Consider the following 13,400-nt stretch of genomic DNA (forward strand, 5'->3'; position numbering starts at 1 on the left):
ACTATCTGTATTTTTTAAAAATCTTCTCCATCGTGCCGTTGGTCTTCATCTGGGCAATCGCACGATTCAGTTCAGAAATCTTCAGAGGAGAGTCGCGGCGCAGCCAGCAGCGCACAGGGATTTCCTCGATGACAAGTCCACGTCTTTGGATCTTTGAACTTTTGTGGCGCTTAAGATAATAAGCCAAATGTATCTCTTCAACCACCGCATAGTTAAAGCGCGAAGCATCCAGCTTTTGCAGATTGGCATCTTCATTAGGGGAATCATCCCGTAGGAATGTCCCTGCACTGAAACTGTCTTGCAGGGCTGGGTATCGGTATTTCAAGACCGTGCCGATCCGCTGTTTTTTCAGTTGATCCAGCGATTTTACGGCAGCGGTGTTAGAAACAATCAAATTCTTTGAAGTGAAAAGAGGCTCCGACCAAAAAACGTCAGCCTCGCGGACCTGGGCCCATTCGCGGGATGTATAGCAGTTCAGATCAATTTTGTTTTTTTGCGAATACTCGCGAATGCGGAATTTGGGCAGAACAAGAATGTCAATTTTGCGGCCCAGTTCGTTCGCGAGGGCGCGCACATAGTCAGCGGTGATCCCCTTTGGAGACGTCCCGGAATCCGCAAAGTACCAGGGGGCCGACATATTTTCGCCTATCACAGTTGTTAAAGGCGACGAGGCCAGTGTCGGCAGACAAAAGAGAGAGACTGAAATAAGAAGAAGTGTTTCCCGGAATTGCACTCCCTATCTTAGTCACTAAAATAAGGAACTTCAACTATTGCGCGGAATCCTTTCCGAGCTGAAATGGAAGAAATAAGGGTTCGGATGGCGCCGATATTCCTTCCTTTGGATCCCAAAATTTGTCCAATGCATTCTTTTTTGCAGCCGACGTGATAAACTGTGGTGCGTTCACCGACCTCGACATTGATGGACAGGCTTGAACTGTCACTGACCAGCTCCGTCAGTAACCCCAAAATCAGTTTGCGCCCGTTTTCCCGCTCTTCATTCAACTTCATTGGGCAGAGGGGCGTGTCTACGCTGGATTCAGACGACGAGGCAGATCTTGTAATTACCTTAGGCAAACTCATAGGACTCCCGCAATAACAGTTGCTTCACTCAGATTATGCGGGTTTGCGGAAGCAGTGATAATTGAAACTGCCAAAACGGGACCATTGCAGGCCACAAACTGAGGCTTTTGGATTAGCCCCGACGTGGCTGTTAAGGGTTTTTCTCAATCGCTGAAAGCGCCGTCCAGATCAGCATCCCACCGCCAGAGAAGCTGACCAGATCCTTCGCTGAGTGCGGCAGCAAACGCACTTCCGGTTTCTGATTGCGGGGATTGTTGCGAATTTCTAGACGGGCGCGGGAATAACGTCCTGGATTTTCGGGATCGATGAATAGTATTTCTTGAGACGCCGAGTCTGCGGCGACCTTCAGGACAAAGTGGAATCCGCGGATTTCGTTTTCATCCAAGATAGGAATTCCCATATCACGACCGCCATCTCGATCACCGCCAATGCGCGGGCTGCGGCCGCGTCCTATCGGTGGTTGCGCCGGGCGTGGACGGGAATCATAGCGCAGCAGCAGAATCTGTGGTTCGGAAGACAGCAGATCAGAAACTGTCAGTTCAGTTCCGCCAAAGTGACGGCCTTTTCCACCGTAGTGGTTGTTTCGTCCGGTCAGTTGATCCAGATTCTTCAAGTACTGCACCAGCTGTGGTTCGATCAGCCCCTGATTCACATCGGTGCCCTGGGCAAGACTCACACTTGCGGCCTGGGCCAGCAGGTCAACCTGCTGGGATTTGGACAGGGACTTGTTTTCAAGCTGCAACCAGTTGATCGCACTTGCGGGACCGCACAAGGAGCTGGAACGCGAATGGGGAATCACCCCGCGCAAGTAAAGTTCATCGTCGTTTTGATTCAGCATCAAAGAGGCCAGCTGGCTTTCATGCGGAAGCTCAAGCCCTGCAAAGGCCGGATTGAAGCTGAGAAGTAAAACGAAAAGAATACTTATACGCATTTGGACCTCTTAAACAGCCACGCATAACTGTTTACCATCATAAAGGAACCCACCAGGAACAACGAGCCCGCCAGAATCGCATTTTGAATCCCGATCAAGTCTGTCAGTTTGCCAATCGCAACGTGCATTACAATCAGCATCAGAGAGTCTGTCGTCATCATATAAGTGACGGCCGTATCCAGGTCTTCGGGGAACTCAGAGGAAATCCATGAAATAGCCAAAGGGTAAAACGGGGCTATAGCCAAACCGGTACCCGCCAGGAACAGAGGGTGCACGTAAATGCCTGCCAGCAAGACAATCAAACTTGCCACCAAAGAAGCCGACAGAAGAAACTTTGCACTTTGTTTGAAATGAATGACAGCAAACGCCAATCGACCCAGCATCATGCAAACAAAGAAGTAGGTCACATAAATGCTGGAGGACTCCATTGAAAAGTTCCAGGTTCTTTGCATGTAAAGCGCCAGGCGGGAAGACACCATGATTTCGGCGGCGACAGCAAAGCTCAGCATGATTGCCAGGAACAACTGTGGCTTCAGGTTCTTCTTTTTATTGGCGCGGTGTTGATCATCCGTAACGGTCGAACGGGTGTGCAGCGACTTGTGGCTGGGATGAAGAGTGTAAATGAAAAGACTCAACGGCCCTGCGGTGGCAATGGCGAACGTCCAGCGCCAGCTGCCAGTCAGATACTCGACGGAGGCGGCAAGAAGTGGCGCCAGCAAACTGGCCAGGCCATACATGGTGTGCAGTCCGGCCAGCATTTGTTGTTTGCGCTCGGGGCTTGAGCCCATGGGGACCAGCACATTGGGTACCAAGCCCAGAATTCCCATGCTGAAGCCAAAGCCAAAACTGAAGATCAAAAACATCGGGAAGACCGGGGACACCGCCAGCCCCAGCAAAGAGACAATCAGTCCCACCGTCCCGGCCTGCAAAACAGTCAGGCGGTCATAGCGGCGCAAAAGATAGCGGCAGGCATAACTGGAAATCAGACCTGAGATATTGGAAAAGGCAAACATCAGCGAGCCCGTGCCATCGCTGACTCCAAATTGGCGCAGAATTTCGGGAAAGAGCGGCCCACGAATGTTGTCGGTCAGGCCGAAAACAAACAAACTTGCATAAGACAGGAAAATAAAGGGCCAAATCATGCGCCCACTATAAGGGCGCCGTAGGAAAAAAAGAAGGAGGGACTGGGGAGGCTGGATTCTTTCCAAGGCCCTGTGTCTGGAAAACCCGGTTTAAACACAGACGAGGGTGGTCACTGACTGGGCAGAGAGTGTAAGAATTCCTGAAAAAGACTCTGAAGACCCCCGAATGGGCCCCCAATTATATGAAATCCCTAGGAAAAGGGGGGTGCTTGTGCTACAAACCCCGCACACATAATCCTTTAACCAACGGGATCAGCCTTAGTGAAGGTAAGGTCCCAGCTGTAACAAGCACGGCTGTAAAAAGCCAAGGAGCCCGAAGATGGAAGCAAACGCCGGCAGCACTCTTGCGCCCGTTAATTATTCTGACGACAACGTCGCCAAACCCCTTGAAAATCAACCTGTCAATTTCTACTCCCTGACACTGGAAGATCTGAAAGCCTATATCAAAAGCAAAGGCAAAGAGCAGTTCCGTGCCCAGCAGATTTTCAAATGGGTTTATGAGCAGCGTGTGACGGATCCGGAACAGATGACCAATCTGTCCAAGGAATTCCGTCAGGATCTTCCCTCCATGCTTTCTTTCGATCTGCCGCCGGTTCTTCAGCATTTGAAGTCTGTCGATGGCACCCAGAAGTTCCTGTTCGACATGAAAGACGGTATGTCCGTTGAAGCGGTGGTGATTCCTTCCGAAGACCGCCTGACTTTGTGTATTTCCTCTGAAGTGGGCTGTAACATGGCCTGCAAATTCTGCTTCACTGGCAAACAAAAACTGAAACGCCGTTTGCGCACAGAAGACATCGTGGGTCAGTTCATGCAGGTTCATGATCGTCTGGCTGAAGGTCAGCGCATCACCAATATCGTATTCATGGGTATGGGCGAGCCGCTGGACAATCCGGAAGCAGTCTTCAAAACCATCGACGTGATTCATTCTCCGTGGGGTATCAACCTGTCCCGCAAGAAGATCACGGTCTCCACTTCCGGTATCGTGCCGGAAATGTGGCGTGTGGCTGATGCGAAAGTGCGTCTGGCAGTCAGCCTGAACGGTCCTAACGATGAAATCCGTTCTCAGGTGATGCCGATCAATAAACGCTGGGATACCAAGGCGTTGCTGGAAGCTTGTAAAGAGCACTACCGTGTTTCCAAAGACAAGATCACTTTCGAGTACGTGTTGCTGAAAGGGATCACCGATCAGTTGGAGCACGCCCGTCAGCTGGTGAAACTGGTAAAAGACGTTCCATGCAAAATCAATATCATCCCGTTCAACGAACACCCGGGTTCTGGTTACGAGCGTCCTGATGACGACACAATCCAGGCATTCCATACGGAATTGATGAACCTGGGCGCACACGTTCTTCTTCGTCGTTCCATGGGTCGTGACATCTTCGCGGCTTGCGGTCAGTTGACCACGGTGAAAGAGCGTCCTCAGACGATGGATATTTCCAACTCTCGTCTGGCGGGTCTTCCTAAATACAAACGTGAACTTTTGGCTGCGCAAGAAGCAGAACAAAACAATCAACACTAGAGGTAACATTATGTCTGAAATTCTTGTTGTCGGCAGTCTGGCTTACGATTCCATTGAAACTCCATCCGGTAAAGTGGACCGCGCTTTGGGTGGTTCCGCGAACTACTTCTCTTTGGCAGCGTCTTTGTTCTCCAAAGTGCGTGTTGTCGGTGTTGTTGGTGAGGACTATGACCAGAAGGACTATGATCTTCTGAACAATCGGGGTGTGGATCTGGCGGGTCTTTCCAAAGTTCCGGGTAAGACATTCCACTGGGCGGGTTCCTATGAAGGTGACCTGAATGAAGCTAAAACTTTAAAAACCGATCTGAACGTGTTTGCGGACTTCAATCCGCAGTTGCCAGAGCATTTCAAAGATTCCTCTTTCGTGTTCCTGGCAAATATCGCCCCTGAACTGCAATTGCAGGTACTGGAGCAGGTGAAATCCCCTAAGTTTGTTGGCATGGACACCATGAACTTCTGGATCTCCATCAAAAAGGACAAGCTGATTGATGTCCTGAAAAAGGTGGATCTGGTTCTGATCAATGAAGGGGAAGCGAAGATGCTGACGGGCGCAGCCAATGCGATCTCGGCGGCGCCTTTGATCACGGCCATGGGCCCTAAGGCCGTTGTGATCAAACGCGGTGAGTACGGCTTTGCAATGTACACCAAGGACGAAGGTTACTTCATCCTGCCAGCCATGCCGATTCCGACTGTTGTCGATCCAACCGGTGCGGGTGACACGTTTGCTGGCGGTTTCTTCGGTTACCTGGCTGCGCAGAAGGAAGTTCCGACGATTGCGAACCTGAAGCAAGCCTGCATCATGGGATCCATGATGGCCTCCCACACAATCCAGGATTTCTCTGTGAAAGCTCTGGCGAAAGTGACTTTGGGCGATCTTGAAAAACGCCTGACTGAGTACAAGAAAGTCATCACTGTTTAAATTCCTGTCAAAGGCCTCCACTCTGGAGGCTTTTTTCTTTGTTAAGATGTCTTGTGATTTGAAGATAAATTGAAAAATGTTTGTTATTGAAAGTCCGGTTTTTAGACAAGAAGCAAACAATTGTTGTTTAGTCCTCTTTTGGGAAGATCTGCGATTCCGATGCGTAGAGTATGAAAACAGCTATATATTTACTTTTAGCGTTCTTGTTTTTGGCGGCTTCGGTCATTTCCTGCTCGGAAGAGCCCAAAGCATTGATCCCGACGGATTTGCCCAGCACTGAAGAGCCGGAAACTCCAACTAACCCGGTGAACTCAGATCCAACAGTTGCGGCGGATACGGCGCTGTATTTCCGTCTTGGTTTGCAATGGGAGTCTGCTGTGGATGGAACTTTCGTGGATTGGCCGACTTCCACTAGTTTGGGAGGTGATAGGTGCAATATTTCAGTGGCATCACCTTTGGCGCAAAGAAATATCACTTGTGCATTTTCAATTCCGGAAGCGCGACTTTTCTACAGTCACGTCAATTTCAAAATGGGTACTTCCGTGGCTTCGGCGTGCCCCATTCTGAAATTCCGACCTTATTACTATGTTCGATCGAATTTGGATGTCGTGGCGCCGGATCCGGCGGCGATGCCTCCAATTTTAGGTTCACCGGGTTACACCCCTCCTGGCAGTGATACTGCAATTTCGTGCGGTGATGGGAAAGATAAGTCCTGCTATGGTGGCGCTGCCCCCACTTTGGTTCCTGAATTTCCAAAGAACGGTGGCCTCTATTTCTTAACGCATATCAATTCTGAAAGTGCTTATAAGCTCGGTTCAGAAAACAGCTTACGATACTACGGGAATGGTGGTGTATTGGTAAACTATTTGGTAACCAATAACCTGGATCCGGTAGGGCGTGGGATCACCGTTGCGACGAATTCCAACAAAAATGAACGCGTTGAGGATACCTTTTTTGACTATCATATTTCTTGCGTGAACTACTGGGGTGAAACATTGTATGAAATTAACCTGTTTATCTCCGATGAAAACTTTGATGATAGTGGCGGTGTCGACAACTACATCGACTGGAACTAGTCTGCTGTTGTTAGAAAATTGAAAACGAAAGAAGAGACCTAGGCTTCCTGGGTCTCTTTGCTTTTGTGGGTGATCTTTGCCGGGATTTGCTCCGCGATGTATTCGGCGACGGCGGCAATGGTCAGGGACGGGTTCGGGCCGGTCGAAGTGGGCAGGATGCTACCATCCACCACGTACAAACCTTTGTATCCATACACTTCCCCCAGCGGGTTCACGAAGCCGGTGTCCGGGGTTTCGCCCATCGGGCAGCCGCCCAGGGGATGAACGGCCACGACCTTGTTCAAGTGAGTCAGCGGATTGTCGACAAAAACACCGCCAATACGCTCGGCGATTTTCTTCATTTGTGTGCGCAGACGATCAAAGTGCAGTTTACTGCCGTCCATCTTCCATTTGATGATGGCCTGGTTGTCGGAACGCAGGCGGATTTCCCCGTCGGGTTTATCTCTTCCCATGCCCAAAAGCACAAAGCAGCGTTTGGTGAAATCCGCGCGATCAATGGCCTGCGCGAACTCATCTCCGACGTTGATCTGATCACGGCTTTCGATATTCAGAATTTTGAAGATGTACTTCTTGATACTGTGAGCGAACAAGGTCCCCAGTCCACGAATGCCAGGCAGTTGAGGGATTTTTCCGGAAAGATACCAGGCAAAGCCTACAGGGAATCCGGCCTCCTGCAGATACATTCCATGGTGATAGCCATCCTCATAGTCCTTGAAATTGTATTCGATGGCACCCGTTATGACCGGGCCGTTGGTGGCATCAATATTTTCGCGGGATCCAAAAATCAAACCCAGCAGATCGCCGTTGCCACTCCACTTTTTTCCCAGCCAGATATTCAAATTCGGCAGGTGCCCCTGCTTCTTCATTTTCAACAGCAGGGATGTTGAGCCAATGGAACCGGCAGACAGAACCACATTTTTCGCTGTGAAGGTGGTTTCCTGCTGTGGAAATTCCGGAATGACATACGTCACTTTATAGTAGTCACCACAGTGCTCGATACGCACGACATCCGCGTGGGTGCGAATATCAGCGGGATGCTCGGCCGTTTTCAGATGCCGGGCCCGGAAGATATAGTTCAGATCCAAAGAGTTCTTGGCATTGATATTACAGCCGATGTCGCAGTCGCCACACTTATTGCACTTGGACTGCAAAGCCCCATGCATGTTGTGGGTTTGATGTCCGGGGAAGCTTCCCTCAAACCGCACAGCCAGGGGCGGCAAATTGAAGCTGGGCTTTCCGACTGAATCTGGCGGAGGTGGCATTTCTTCTGCCAGTCTTTTCAAAAGTGCGGTCTTGGGTGTCGCCTTGTAATAATTCTGCGTTTCATAAGGGTAGGGCTTCGCTTCCATCATGTGCAGAACGCGGTCGTAAAATGGATCAAGACTTTTGCGATTGTAAATCTGAGGCCACCCTTGAAAGAATCTTTCAGGCATCCGGTAAAGGACGTTGGCATAAATCAGGCTGCCGCCGCCAAGTCCGCTGGCTGTCAGTGACAGCACGTCACTTTCCGGGGTGTCCCGCAACTCCATCAGACCGTATTTTTGGTCTTCTGGGTCCCAGAACATGCGTTGTTGAACATCATGAGGGCGCCGCGGGAACTGGCCTATTTTCCACTGACGGCCTCGTTCCATTAAACAGACCTTGTAGCCCTTTTCAACCAGACGGCAGGTCATGACCGAGCCGCCAAAACCGGAACCGATCACGATGTAATCATAATCCAAATTCATAAGACCTCAGGCGACGCGCAGTTTTGGCTTTTGTGCCACCGGCATCTGCTGTAAAGAGTGCTGATTCAAAAAATCGACCAGTTGAGGGAAGACCTCGGTGTGACAGTACTGCCCCATGAACACATCCTGATGCCCGTACTGGGCAAACTCTTTGTACTGAATGCGGTCGGCATTTTTCGTGGATCGCAATTCCTCATAGGTTTTTTTGTTCGAGCCTGGGAAGATGTGATTGTCGCTTCCGGAAATCAGCAGGGTGGGCGGCATTTCCTGCATCTTCATTTTCTCCAGATAGTTGATCTGTCCATCAAACGACAGCAAATGTCGAGCCAGCAGCATTTTGCGGATGTGTTTGTGATAGTGGAAGCTCGTTCCACCAAACAAATCCATCAGGCGACGATGTGTTACCGGATGAATATTGCGGTGGTTGTAGACCGCCGGGAACCCCCAGCCCCACATAAAGCTGACCATATGGCAGGCCGGTTCGCGGCATTCACTGCGCAGGGATCTTTCCATCCAGTACAGCCATTTGCCAAAAGCCCTTCCAGGCATGTATGGGATGCGCGGGCTGACATACGCATAACCAAAGACGGTTTCAAAGATTTCCGGTCCCACCATCATCTTCAGCATCGACTGCCAGCGCACCTGCGGAGTCAGCGACACACTGTTGGCAATAATGCTGGCGATATTGGTCACATATCCGGCGGCGTAAGAGGCCATAAAGGCCAGGGAACCCACACAGTGAGCGATCACGTGGATGCGCACGTCACTCCCACACTGTTCGCGGATGAACTCCACCGCTCTGGGAATGTCGTATTTGGCGATGTCATCAATGGTGTATCCGTGCGGGGACAGGTTGTAGTTGAAACGCCCGCTTCCACGCCAGTCCAGCGACCAGACATCGGTGTAACCGGCCCCGTGCAGGTGATTCACCAGATTTTCATGTTCCGGCATGATGAACATGTCTGTCGAAGTCGTCAGTCCGTGCAGAAGCAGCACCACATCTTTTTGCGGCCCACAGTTAAATCGTTGAATCGAGATACTTAAACCATCGCGGGTGTCCAGGGGATGCAGAGTCTTTTCACCCGCAGCGACGCCTTGAGTGGTGTGTGGCGGGTAAATATGCTCATTCCACCGCGCAGAGGTGGTGGTAAATACAAAGGGTGCATAGACCTCCCACAGATTTCCCAGAAATGATTTGAAGTACTTTAAGATGGCTTCTTTATCTTCCAAAGAAGTGCCAGCATTGGTTTTAAAACTTCCCATCTGTTTGATAAAGTCCTTCAGGGAAATGCGCAGAACCCCCACACCCTGAACCTTTTTTTCTCCAAAGTTTTCATAGGTGGAATGACCTTCCCACAAATAGAAATACAAAGTCGTGGTCTGCTCCCAGATCTCTGTGGCGTTTTCCTTGATCACGTCCTTAAAACCAAACAGGGTCCATTTTTTCTCTTCACGGTCCTCGAAGAAAAGTGTGTAGTGCATTTCTTTGGCCGTATCCATATTGGGACTGGCGGCGGGGCGGGTGAACAGATGAAAATGACCTTTCAGTATGGGCAATTCATCCCCAAACCGAATGTCAGTCACCGTGCCTGAAACTTTAGAGGGCGTGCTGTTGTCGGCATGAAACTTGGCCAGATCCGGCACATGAATCTGCAGATTGAATTCGAAGGGCAGTTTGTCAAAACGTGCGGATTCCTGTTGAAAATCAGATTGAGCCAGGGGGGTCGAGGGAAGCAGGGTGAATTTTTTGGCGACAAAAAAACCGGCCATTCGTTCGCTGAACTCAAGAGAGGTTGCTTGCGCACTCATGTAAATATCCTTTGTTTATATGAATGTTACGGAGTTTTCGCAAAAACATGAATATGTCTCAAGCCTAGGATTCTTGGACGCAACGATAAATTGTCGGACGCAGGGCTGTTTTTTGAGATGTCGTAAAAGCCTGGTCAAATATCGGAGCACATAGGAACGGCTTTGATGGACAAGGTTTCAAGGAGTCATTAATATGAATCCAACTGAATAGTTTCGGTGGGTTCCGCGCTTTAGCGGAAGTTTATGGATGGTAGGGTCGCCATCAAAAGGAGACCCTATGGAACTTCCTCAGAAGTTTATGAATCTTTTGGTGATCATCATTCCCCTTGGCTTGTTTATTCTTGCCTTCCTGGTTCTGGACTACCGGCAAAAGCGTCGCCTGTCAGAGAAGAATGATCTCAAAATGAAACACCCCGGACCTAGATCCTGATATTGATCCGGCTTTGTTTTATATTTAAAGGGAAGTCCGGAAAATTCCGATATTTCCCTTAGACATGAGCAAAAAGAAAAAGAAATCTTCAGCCGCAGAGAATCTGATTGAGTCATTGATGGATGATCTCAAGGAGATTCAATCCGAGTCCTCGTATCGTGCGAACGATACGGGCGAGGAATATAATGGGCTGCCTGCTCTTGCCACAGACGAAAATCGCCTGGATGCGACGGCCGTGGGCGGGAACATCTGGGACAGTCTGGAACAGGGACTTGGGAAAGATGCTGCCAAAGACATCGACTCTTCAGAGTTTGTCGGTGGTGCTGACTATTCCGCCGAGTCCAATGAAAGCTCTTACGACGGTTCTTACAACACACCGGAGATTCCTGAAGTGGAGTCATCCGATTCCGACGATTTTGAAATGCCCGAGGGCTTCGGCGACCTGCCACCTTCCGAGCGTTTCATGATGGGCCCTTCCGTGGGTGAAGAGCAGCGTTACGACGGTCCTTCCGCGGATGCTGGCTATCAATCAGCGGATGACCTGGATGCGATGCCAGTGTCGGCGATGGATGATGATTCCACTCGTCCGGTGTTCAGCTCGCAACCTGCCGGTGAAGACAAAACTGTTTCCATTCAACAGGACTTCAACGCCACCAGCTCTGCTGTGGGTGGCACTGATGCGGATAAAACCGTTGCAGTCGAAGGTTTTGCCAATGCCCGTGTGGGTTCGCGCAAAGCCCAGCCCGAAGTGGATGTTAAAGTCAGTGTCGGAAACTTCCGTGGCAGCCGTGGGGCCGCCAATGTGATGACGTCCGTGGATGCCAGCCTGGCTCAGGCCGAAAACCTGAAGCTGGCGCAACAGCGCATCCTGGAACTTGAGCGCGAAGTGGAACATCTGCGTGGTGAAAATGAAGAGCTGGCTTCTGCCGGTGAAATCATCCGTTCCCGCACTGATGACCTGACCGTCCGTATTTCTGAAATTGAAAAAGAGAAAACCGAAATGCAGGAATCCGCGCAAAGCGAGATCCTGATCCTGAAAGGGAACCTTCAGTACAAAGAGAACGAGGTTGCCAAGGCGCGCATCAAGGTTGAAGAACTTGAAACTAGACTTAAATCGGACTTCAAAAAGATTCGCGTCCGCGAACGGGAATTGGAAAACCGCCTGGAATTGCTCCGTGCGGAAAAGTCCGCCCTTGTTCGGTCCAAAGATGAGTATATTTTAGAACAAAAAAGAAAGATTGATCAGCTCTCTCAGGAACTCGATAATTACCGTAAGAAATGTCTTGAGCTTAACAAGACGATCGAGGCCAATCAGGATCAAGTCAAACGAACCGAGCGCGCACTGCGTTTGGCTTTGACGAACCTGGAGGCGAAAGAAGAGAATCTCGTTCCGTTGAAGAAAGCTGAGTAGTATGGAGTCCGCTTCCCAGGTAGAAAGTAGCGAGGGCACCGCCGTCGCGAAACCTGCTCCCGTAAAAAAGATCAAGATCATCGTCAGTGATCTCCATTTGGGGAAGGGCCGCCTGTTGGAAAAAGGCGGAATCAATTCGCTTGAAGAATTCTATTACGGGGAAAAGCTTGTGGAGTTCATCCACTTCTATTCCACCGGTGTCTATCGCGACTATGAAGTCGAACTGATCATCAACGGGGACTTCCTGAACTTCCTGCAGTGTGATTACAAAGGCCACTTCCTGTCCGTGATCACTGAATCCGTGACTTTGGAGATTTTGAAAGACTGCGTGAACGGGCACAAGGCCGTCTTCACAGCTTTGGCTGAATTCGCCGCAAAACCCGGCAACACCATCACCTACATCGTCGGTAACCATGATCAGGGGATGCTGTGGCCCGCCTGTCGCGCCTACCTGAATCAGGTCATCGGCACGCCGATTCGTTTTAAAAACATCGTTTACTTCTTTGATGGAGTTCACATCGAACACGGCCATATGCATGAGGCCGCCAATCGTATGGACCCCAAAAAGTTCTTCCTAAAAAAGGATCTGGTGGAGCCGATCCTGAATCTGCCGTTTGGATCCCATTTCTTCCTGGAAGTCGTGTTGAAAATCAAACAACACTACCCCCATGTCGACAAGATCCGTCCTTTCGGCAAAATGGTCCGCTGGGCTTTCCTGAACGAAACCGGAACAATGGTTCGCGCCTTCTTTATGGCCATGGGGTATTTCCTGAAAAGCATCCTGGTCAAGGATCCGCGCCGTCATTGGCCTTTGAAACGAATTATCCAGGTGATTGCCGAAAGCGCGATCTTCCCGGATTTGAGTGAATCAGCGCGTAAAATCCTGGGGGATGACCGCGTGCACACGGTGATCTTTGGCCACACCCATGTTTATCAGTATCGCCAGTGGTCCGAGAATAAAGAATATTTCAATACGGGAACATGGACTGAGATCACTTCTTTGGATATTGTGTCCTTGGGAAAGATCACGAAACTAACCTATGTTCTTATCGAATACCCTGAAGACGGAGGCCGGCCGCGAGGTAGGTTGAAGGAGTGGAAGGGTTACCACAAAATCGAAGAAGACGTAGCTATTTCCTAGGCGGGCGATGAAAACGGCCCATCCGACTGCGTTGTCGGACAGCCTTCTCGCTTCGACGTGCTTGGAGCACGCCTGCGCTGCGAGGGCTGTCCTCCGCCTTGCGGCTGGACCGTTTTGATCACCCTTTAAATCCCGGTAGTTTTCTGGCTGGCCCTTCGGGCGCCGCGGGGATGGGGAGTGCTGGCTCCCTTTGGGAGCGTCGCTGGGTTGGGACT

12 protein-coding genes are annotated in these 13,400 nt (G+C 50.3%); 6 read left to right on the forward strand and 6 right to left on the reverse strand.

All coding sequences use genetic code 11. From position 1 onward, the window contains the following. Window position 1: 1 nt before the first annotated feature. The 4 genes from BD_RS03345 to BD_RS03360 all read right to left on the reverse strand — a co-directional run bounded on the left by BD_RS03345 (window position 2) and on the right by BD_RS03360 (window position 3,153). Window positions 2-733, reverse strand: a complete 732-nt coding sequence (locus BD_RS03345; protein ID WP_011163288.1) for a substrate-binding periplasmic protein — start codon at window positions 731-733, stop codon at window positions 2-4. A gap of 8 nt (window positions 734-741) precedes the next feature. Beyond that, on the reverse strand, window positions 742-1,080 hold the full coding sequence (locus tag BD_RS03350) for a KH domain-containing protein (RefSeq protein WP_011163289.1): 339 nt from the start codon (window positions 1,078-1,080) through the stop codon (window positions 742-744). Between the two features lie 130 nt (window positions 1,081-1,210). Continuing rightward, window positions 1,211-2,011 (reverse strand): hypothetical protein, encoded by an 801-nt coding sequence (locus BD_RS03355; protein WP_011163290.1) that lies wholly within the window; start codon window positions 2,009-2,011, stop codon window positions 1,211-1,213. Then, on the reverse strand, window positions 2,002-3,153 hold the full coding sequence (locus BD_RS03360; protein WP_144313922.1) for an MFS transporter: 1,152 nt from the start codon (window positions 3,151-3,153) through the stop codon (window positions 2,002-2,004). The genes BD_RS03355 and BD_RS03360 overlap by 10 nt, the downstream gene beginning before the upstream one ends. 319 nt (window positions 3,154-3,472) lie before the next feature. Between BD_RS03360 and rlmN the strand changes: the two genes are divergently transcribed. The 3 genes from rlmN to BD_RS03375 all read left to right on the forward strand — a co-directional run bounded on the left by rlmN (window position 3,473) and on the right by BD_RS03375 (window position 6,667). Then, the gene (gene rlmN / locus BD_RS03365) at window positions 3,473-4,672 is read left to right on the forward strand and encodes a 23S rRNA (adenine(2503)-C(2))-methyltransferase RlmN (protein ID WP_011163292.1); all 1,200 of its coding nucleotides are present in this window, start codon (window positions 3,473-3,475) and stop codon (window positions 4,670-4,672) included. Between the two features lie 10 nt (window positions 4,673-4,682). Continuing rightward, entirely contained in the window at window positions 4,683-5,591 is a 909-nt protein-coding gene (locus tag BD_RS03370; RefSeq protein WP_011163293.1) for a PfkB family carbohydrate kinase, read from the forward strand. A gap of 170 nt (window positions 5,592-5,761) precedes the next feature. Beyond that, complete coding sequence (locus BD_RS03375; protein ID WP_011163294.1) at window positions 5,762-6,667, forward strand: hypothetical protein; 906 nt, start codon at window positions 5,762-5,764, stop codon at window positions 6,665-6,667. A 38-nt stretch (window positions 6,668-6,705) separates the two neighbouring features. On the opposite strand, the gene BD_RS03380 is transcribed toward BD_RS03375, so the two are convergent. Both BD_RS03380 and BD_RS03385 read right to left on the reverse strand, forming a co-directional pair. Further along, window positions 6,706-8,394, reverse strand: coding sequence for a GMC oxidoreductase (locus tag BD_RS03380; protein WP_011163295.1), 1,689 nt, complete (start codon window positions 8,392-8,394; stop codon window positions 6,706-6,708). A 6-nt stretch (window positions 8,395-8,400) separates the two neighbouring features. After that, window positions 8,401-10,203: an alpha/beta hydrolase gene (locus tag BD_RS03385; protein ID WP_011163296.1), complete on the reverse strand. Its 1,803-nt coding sequence runs from the start codon at window positions 10,201-10,203 to the stop codon at window positions 8,401-8,403. Window positions 10,204-10,480: 277 nt separating this feature from the next. Between BD_RS03385 and BD_RS18145 the strand changes: the two genes are divergently transcribed. The 3 genes from BD_RS18145 to BD_RS03395 all read left to right on the forward strand — a co-directional run bounded on the left by BD_RS18145 (window position 10,481) and on the right by BD_RS03395 (window position 13,185). Continuing rightward, window positions 10,481-10,633: a hypothetical protein gene (locus BD_RS18145; RefSeq protein ID WP_011163297.1), complete on the forward strand. Its 153-nt coding sequence runs from the start codon at window positions 10,481-10,483 to the stop codon at window positions 10,631-10,633. A gap of 64 nt (window positions 10,634-10,697) precedes the next feature. Further along, window positions 10,698-12,044, forward strand: a complete 1,347-nt coding sequence (locus BD_RS03390) for a hypothetical protein (protein ID WP_011163298.1) — start codon at window positions 10,698-10,700, stop codon at window positions 12,042-12,044. A gap of 1 nt (window position 12,045) precedes the next feature. Continuing rightward, on the forward strand, window positions 12,046-13,185 hold the full coding sequence (locus BD_RS03395) for a metallophosphoesterase family protein (protein ID WP_011163299.1): 1,140 nt from the start codon (window positions 12,046-12,048) through the stop codon (window positions 13,183-13,185). Window positions 13,186-13,400 lie beyond the last annotated feature (215 nt).

This window comes from Bdellovibrio bacteriovorus HD100 (genome assembly GCF_000196175.1).
GTDB classification, from domain to species: domain Bacteria; phylum Bdellovibrionota; class Bdellovibrionia; order Bdellovibrionales; family Bdellovibrionaceae; genus Bdellovibrio; species Bdellovibrio bacteriovorus.

Coding starts and splice junctions, on each gene's coding strand:
- rlmN (WP_011163292.1), top strand. CDS start 3,473: ATGGAAGCAAACGCCGGCAGCACTCTTGCGCCCGTTAATTATTCTGAC.
- BD_RS03360 (WP_144313922.1), bottom strand. CDS start 3,153: ATGATTTGGCCCTTTATTTTCCTGTCTTATGCAAGTTTGTTTGTTTTC.
- BD_RS03375 (WP_011163294.1), top strand. CDS start 5,762: ATGAAAACAGCTATATATTTACTTTTAGCGTTCTTGTTTTTGGCGGCT.
- BD_RS03395 (WP_011163299.1), top strand. CDS start 12,046: ATGGAGTCCGCTTCCCAGGTAGAAAGTAGCGAGGGCACCGCCGTCGCG.
- BD_RS03380 (WP_011163295.1), bottom strand. CDS start 8,394: ATGAATTTGGATTATGATTACATCGTGATCGGTTCCGGTTTTGGCGGC.
- BD_RS18145 (WP_011163297.1), top strand. CDS start 10,481: ATGGAACTTCCTCAGAAGTTTATGAATCTTTTGGTGATCATCATTCCC.
- BD_RS03385 (WP_011163296.1), bottom strand. CDS start 10,203: ATGAGTGCGCAAGCAACCTCTCTTGAGTTCAGCGAACGAATGGCCGGT.
- BD_RS03350 (WP_011163289.1), bottom strand. CDS start 1,080: ATGAGTTTGCCTAAGGTAATTACAAGATCTGCCTCGTCGTCTGAATCC.
- BD_RS03370 (WP_011163293.1), top strand. CDS start 4,683: ATGTCTGAAATTCTTGTTGTCGGCAGTCTGGCTTACGATTCCATTGAA.
- BD_RS03355 (WP_011163290.1), bottom strand. CDS start 2,011: ATGCGTATAAGTATTCTTTTCGTTTTACTTCTCAGCTTCAATCCGGCC.
- BD_RS03390 (WP_011163298.1), top strand. CDS start 10,698: ATGAGCAAAAAGAAAAAGAAATCTTCAGCCGCAGAGAATCTGATTGAG.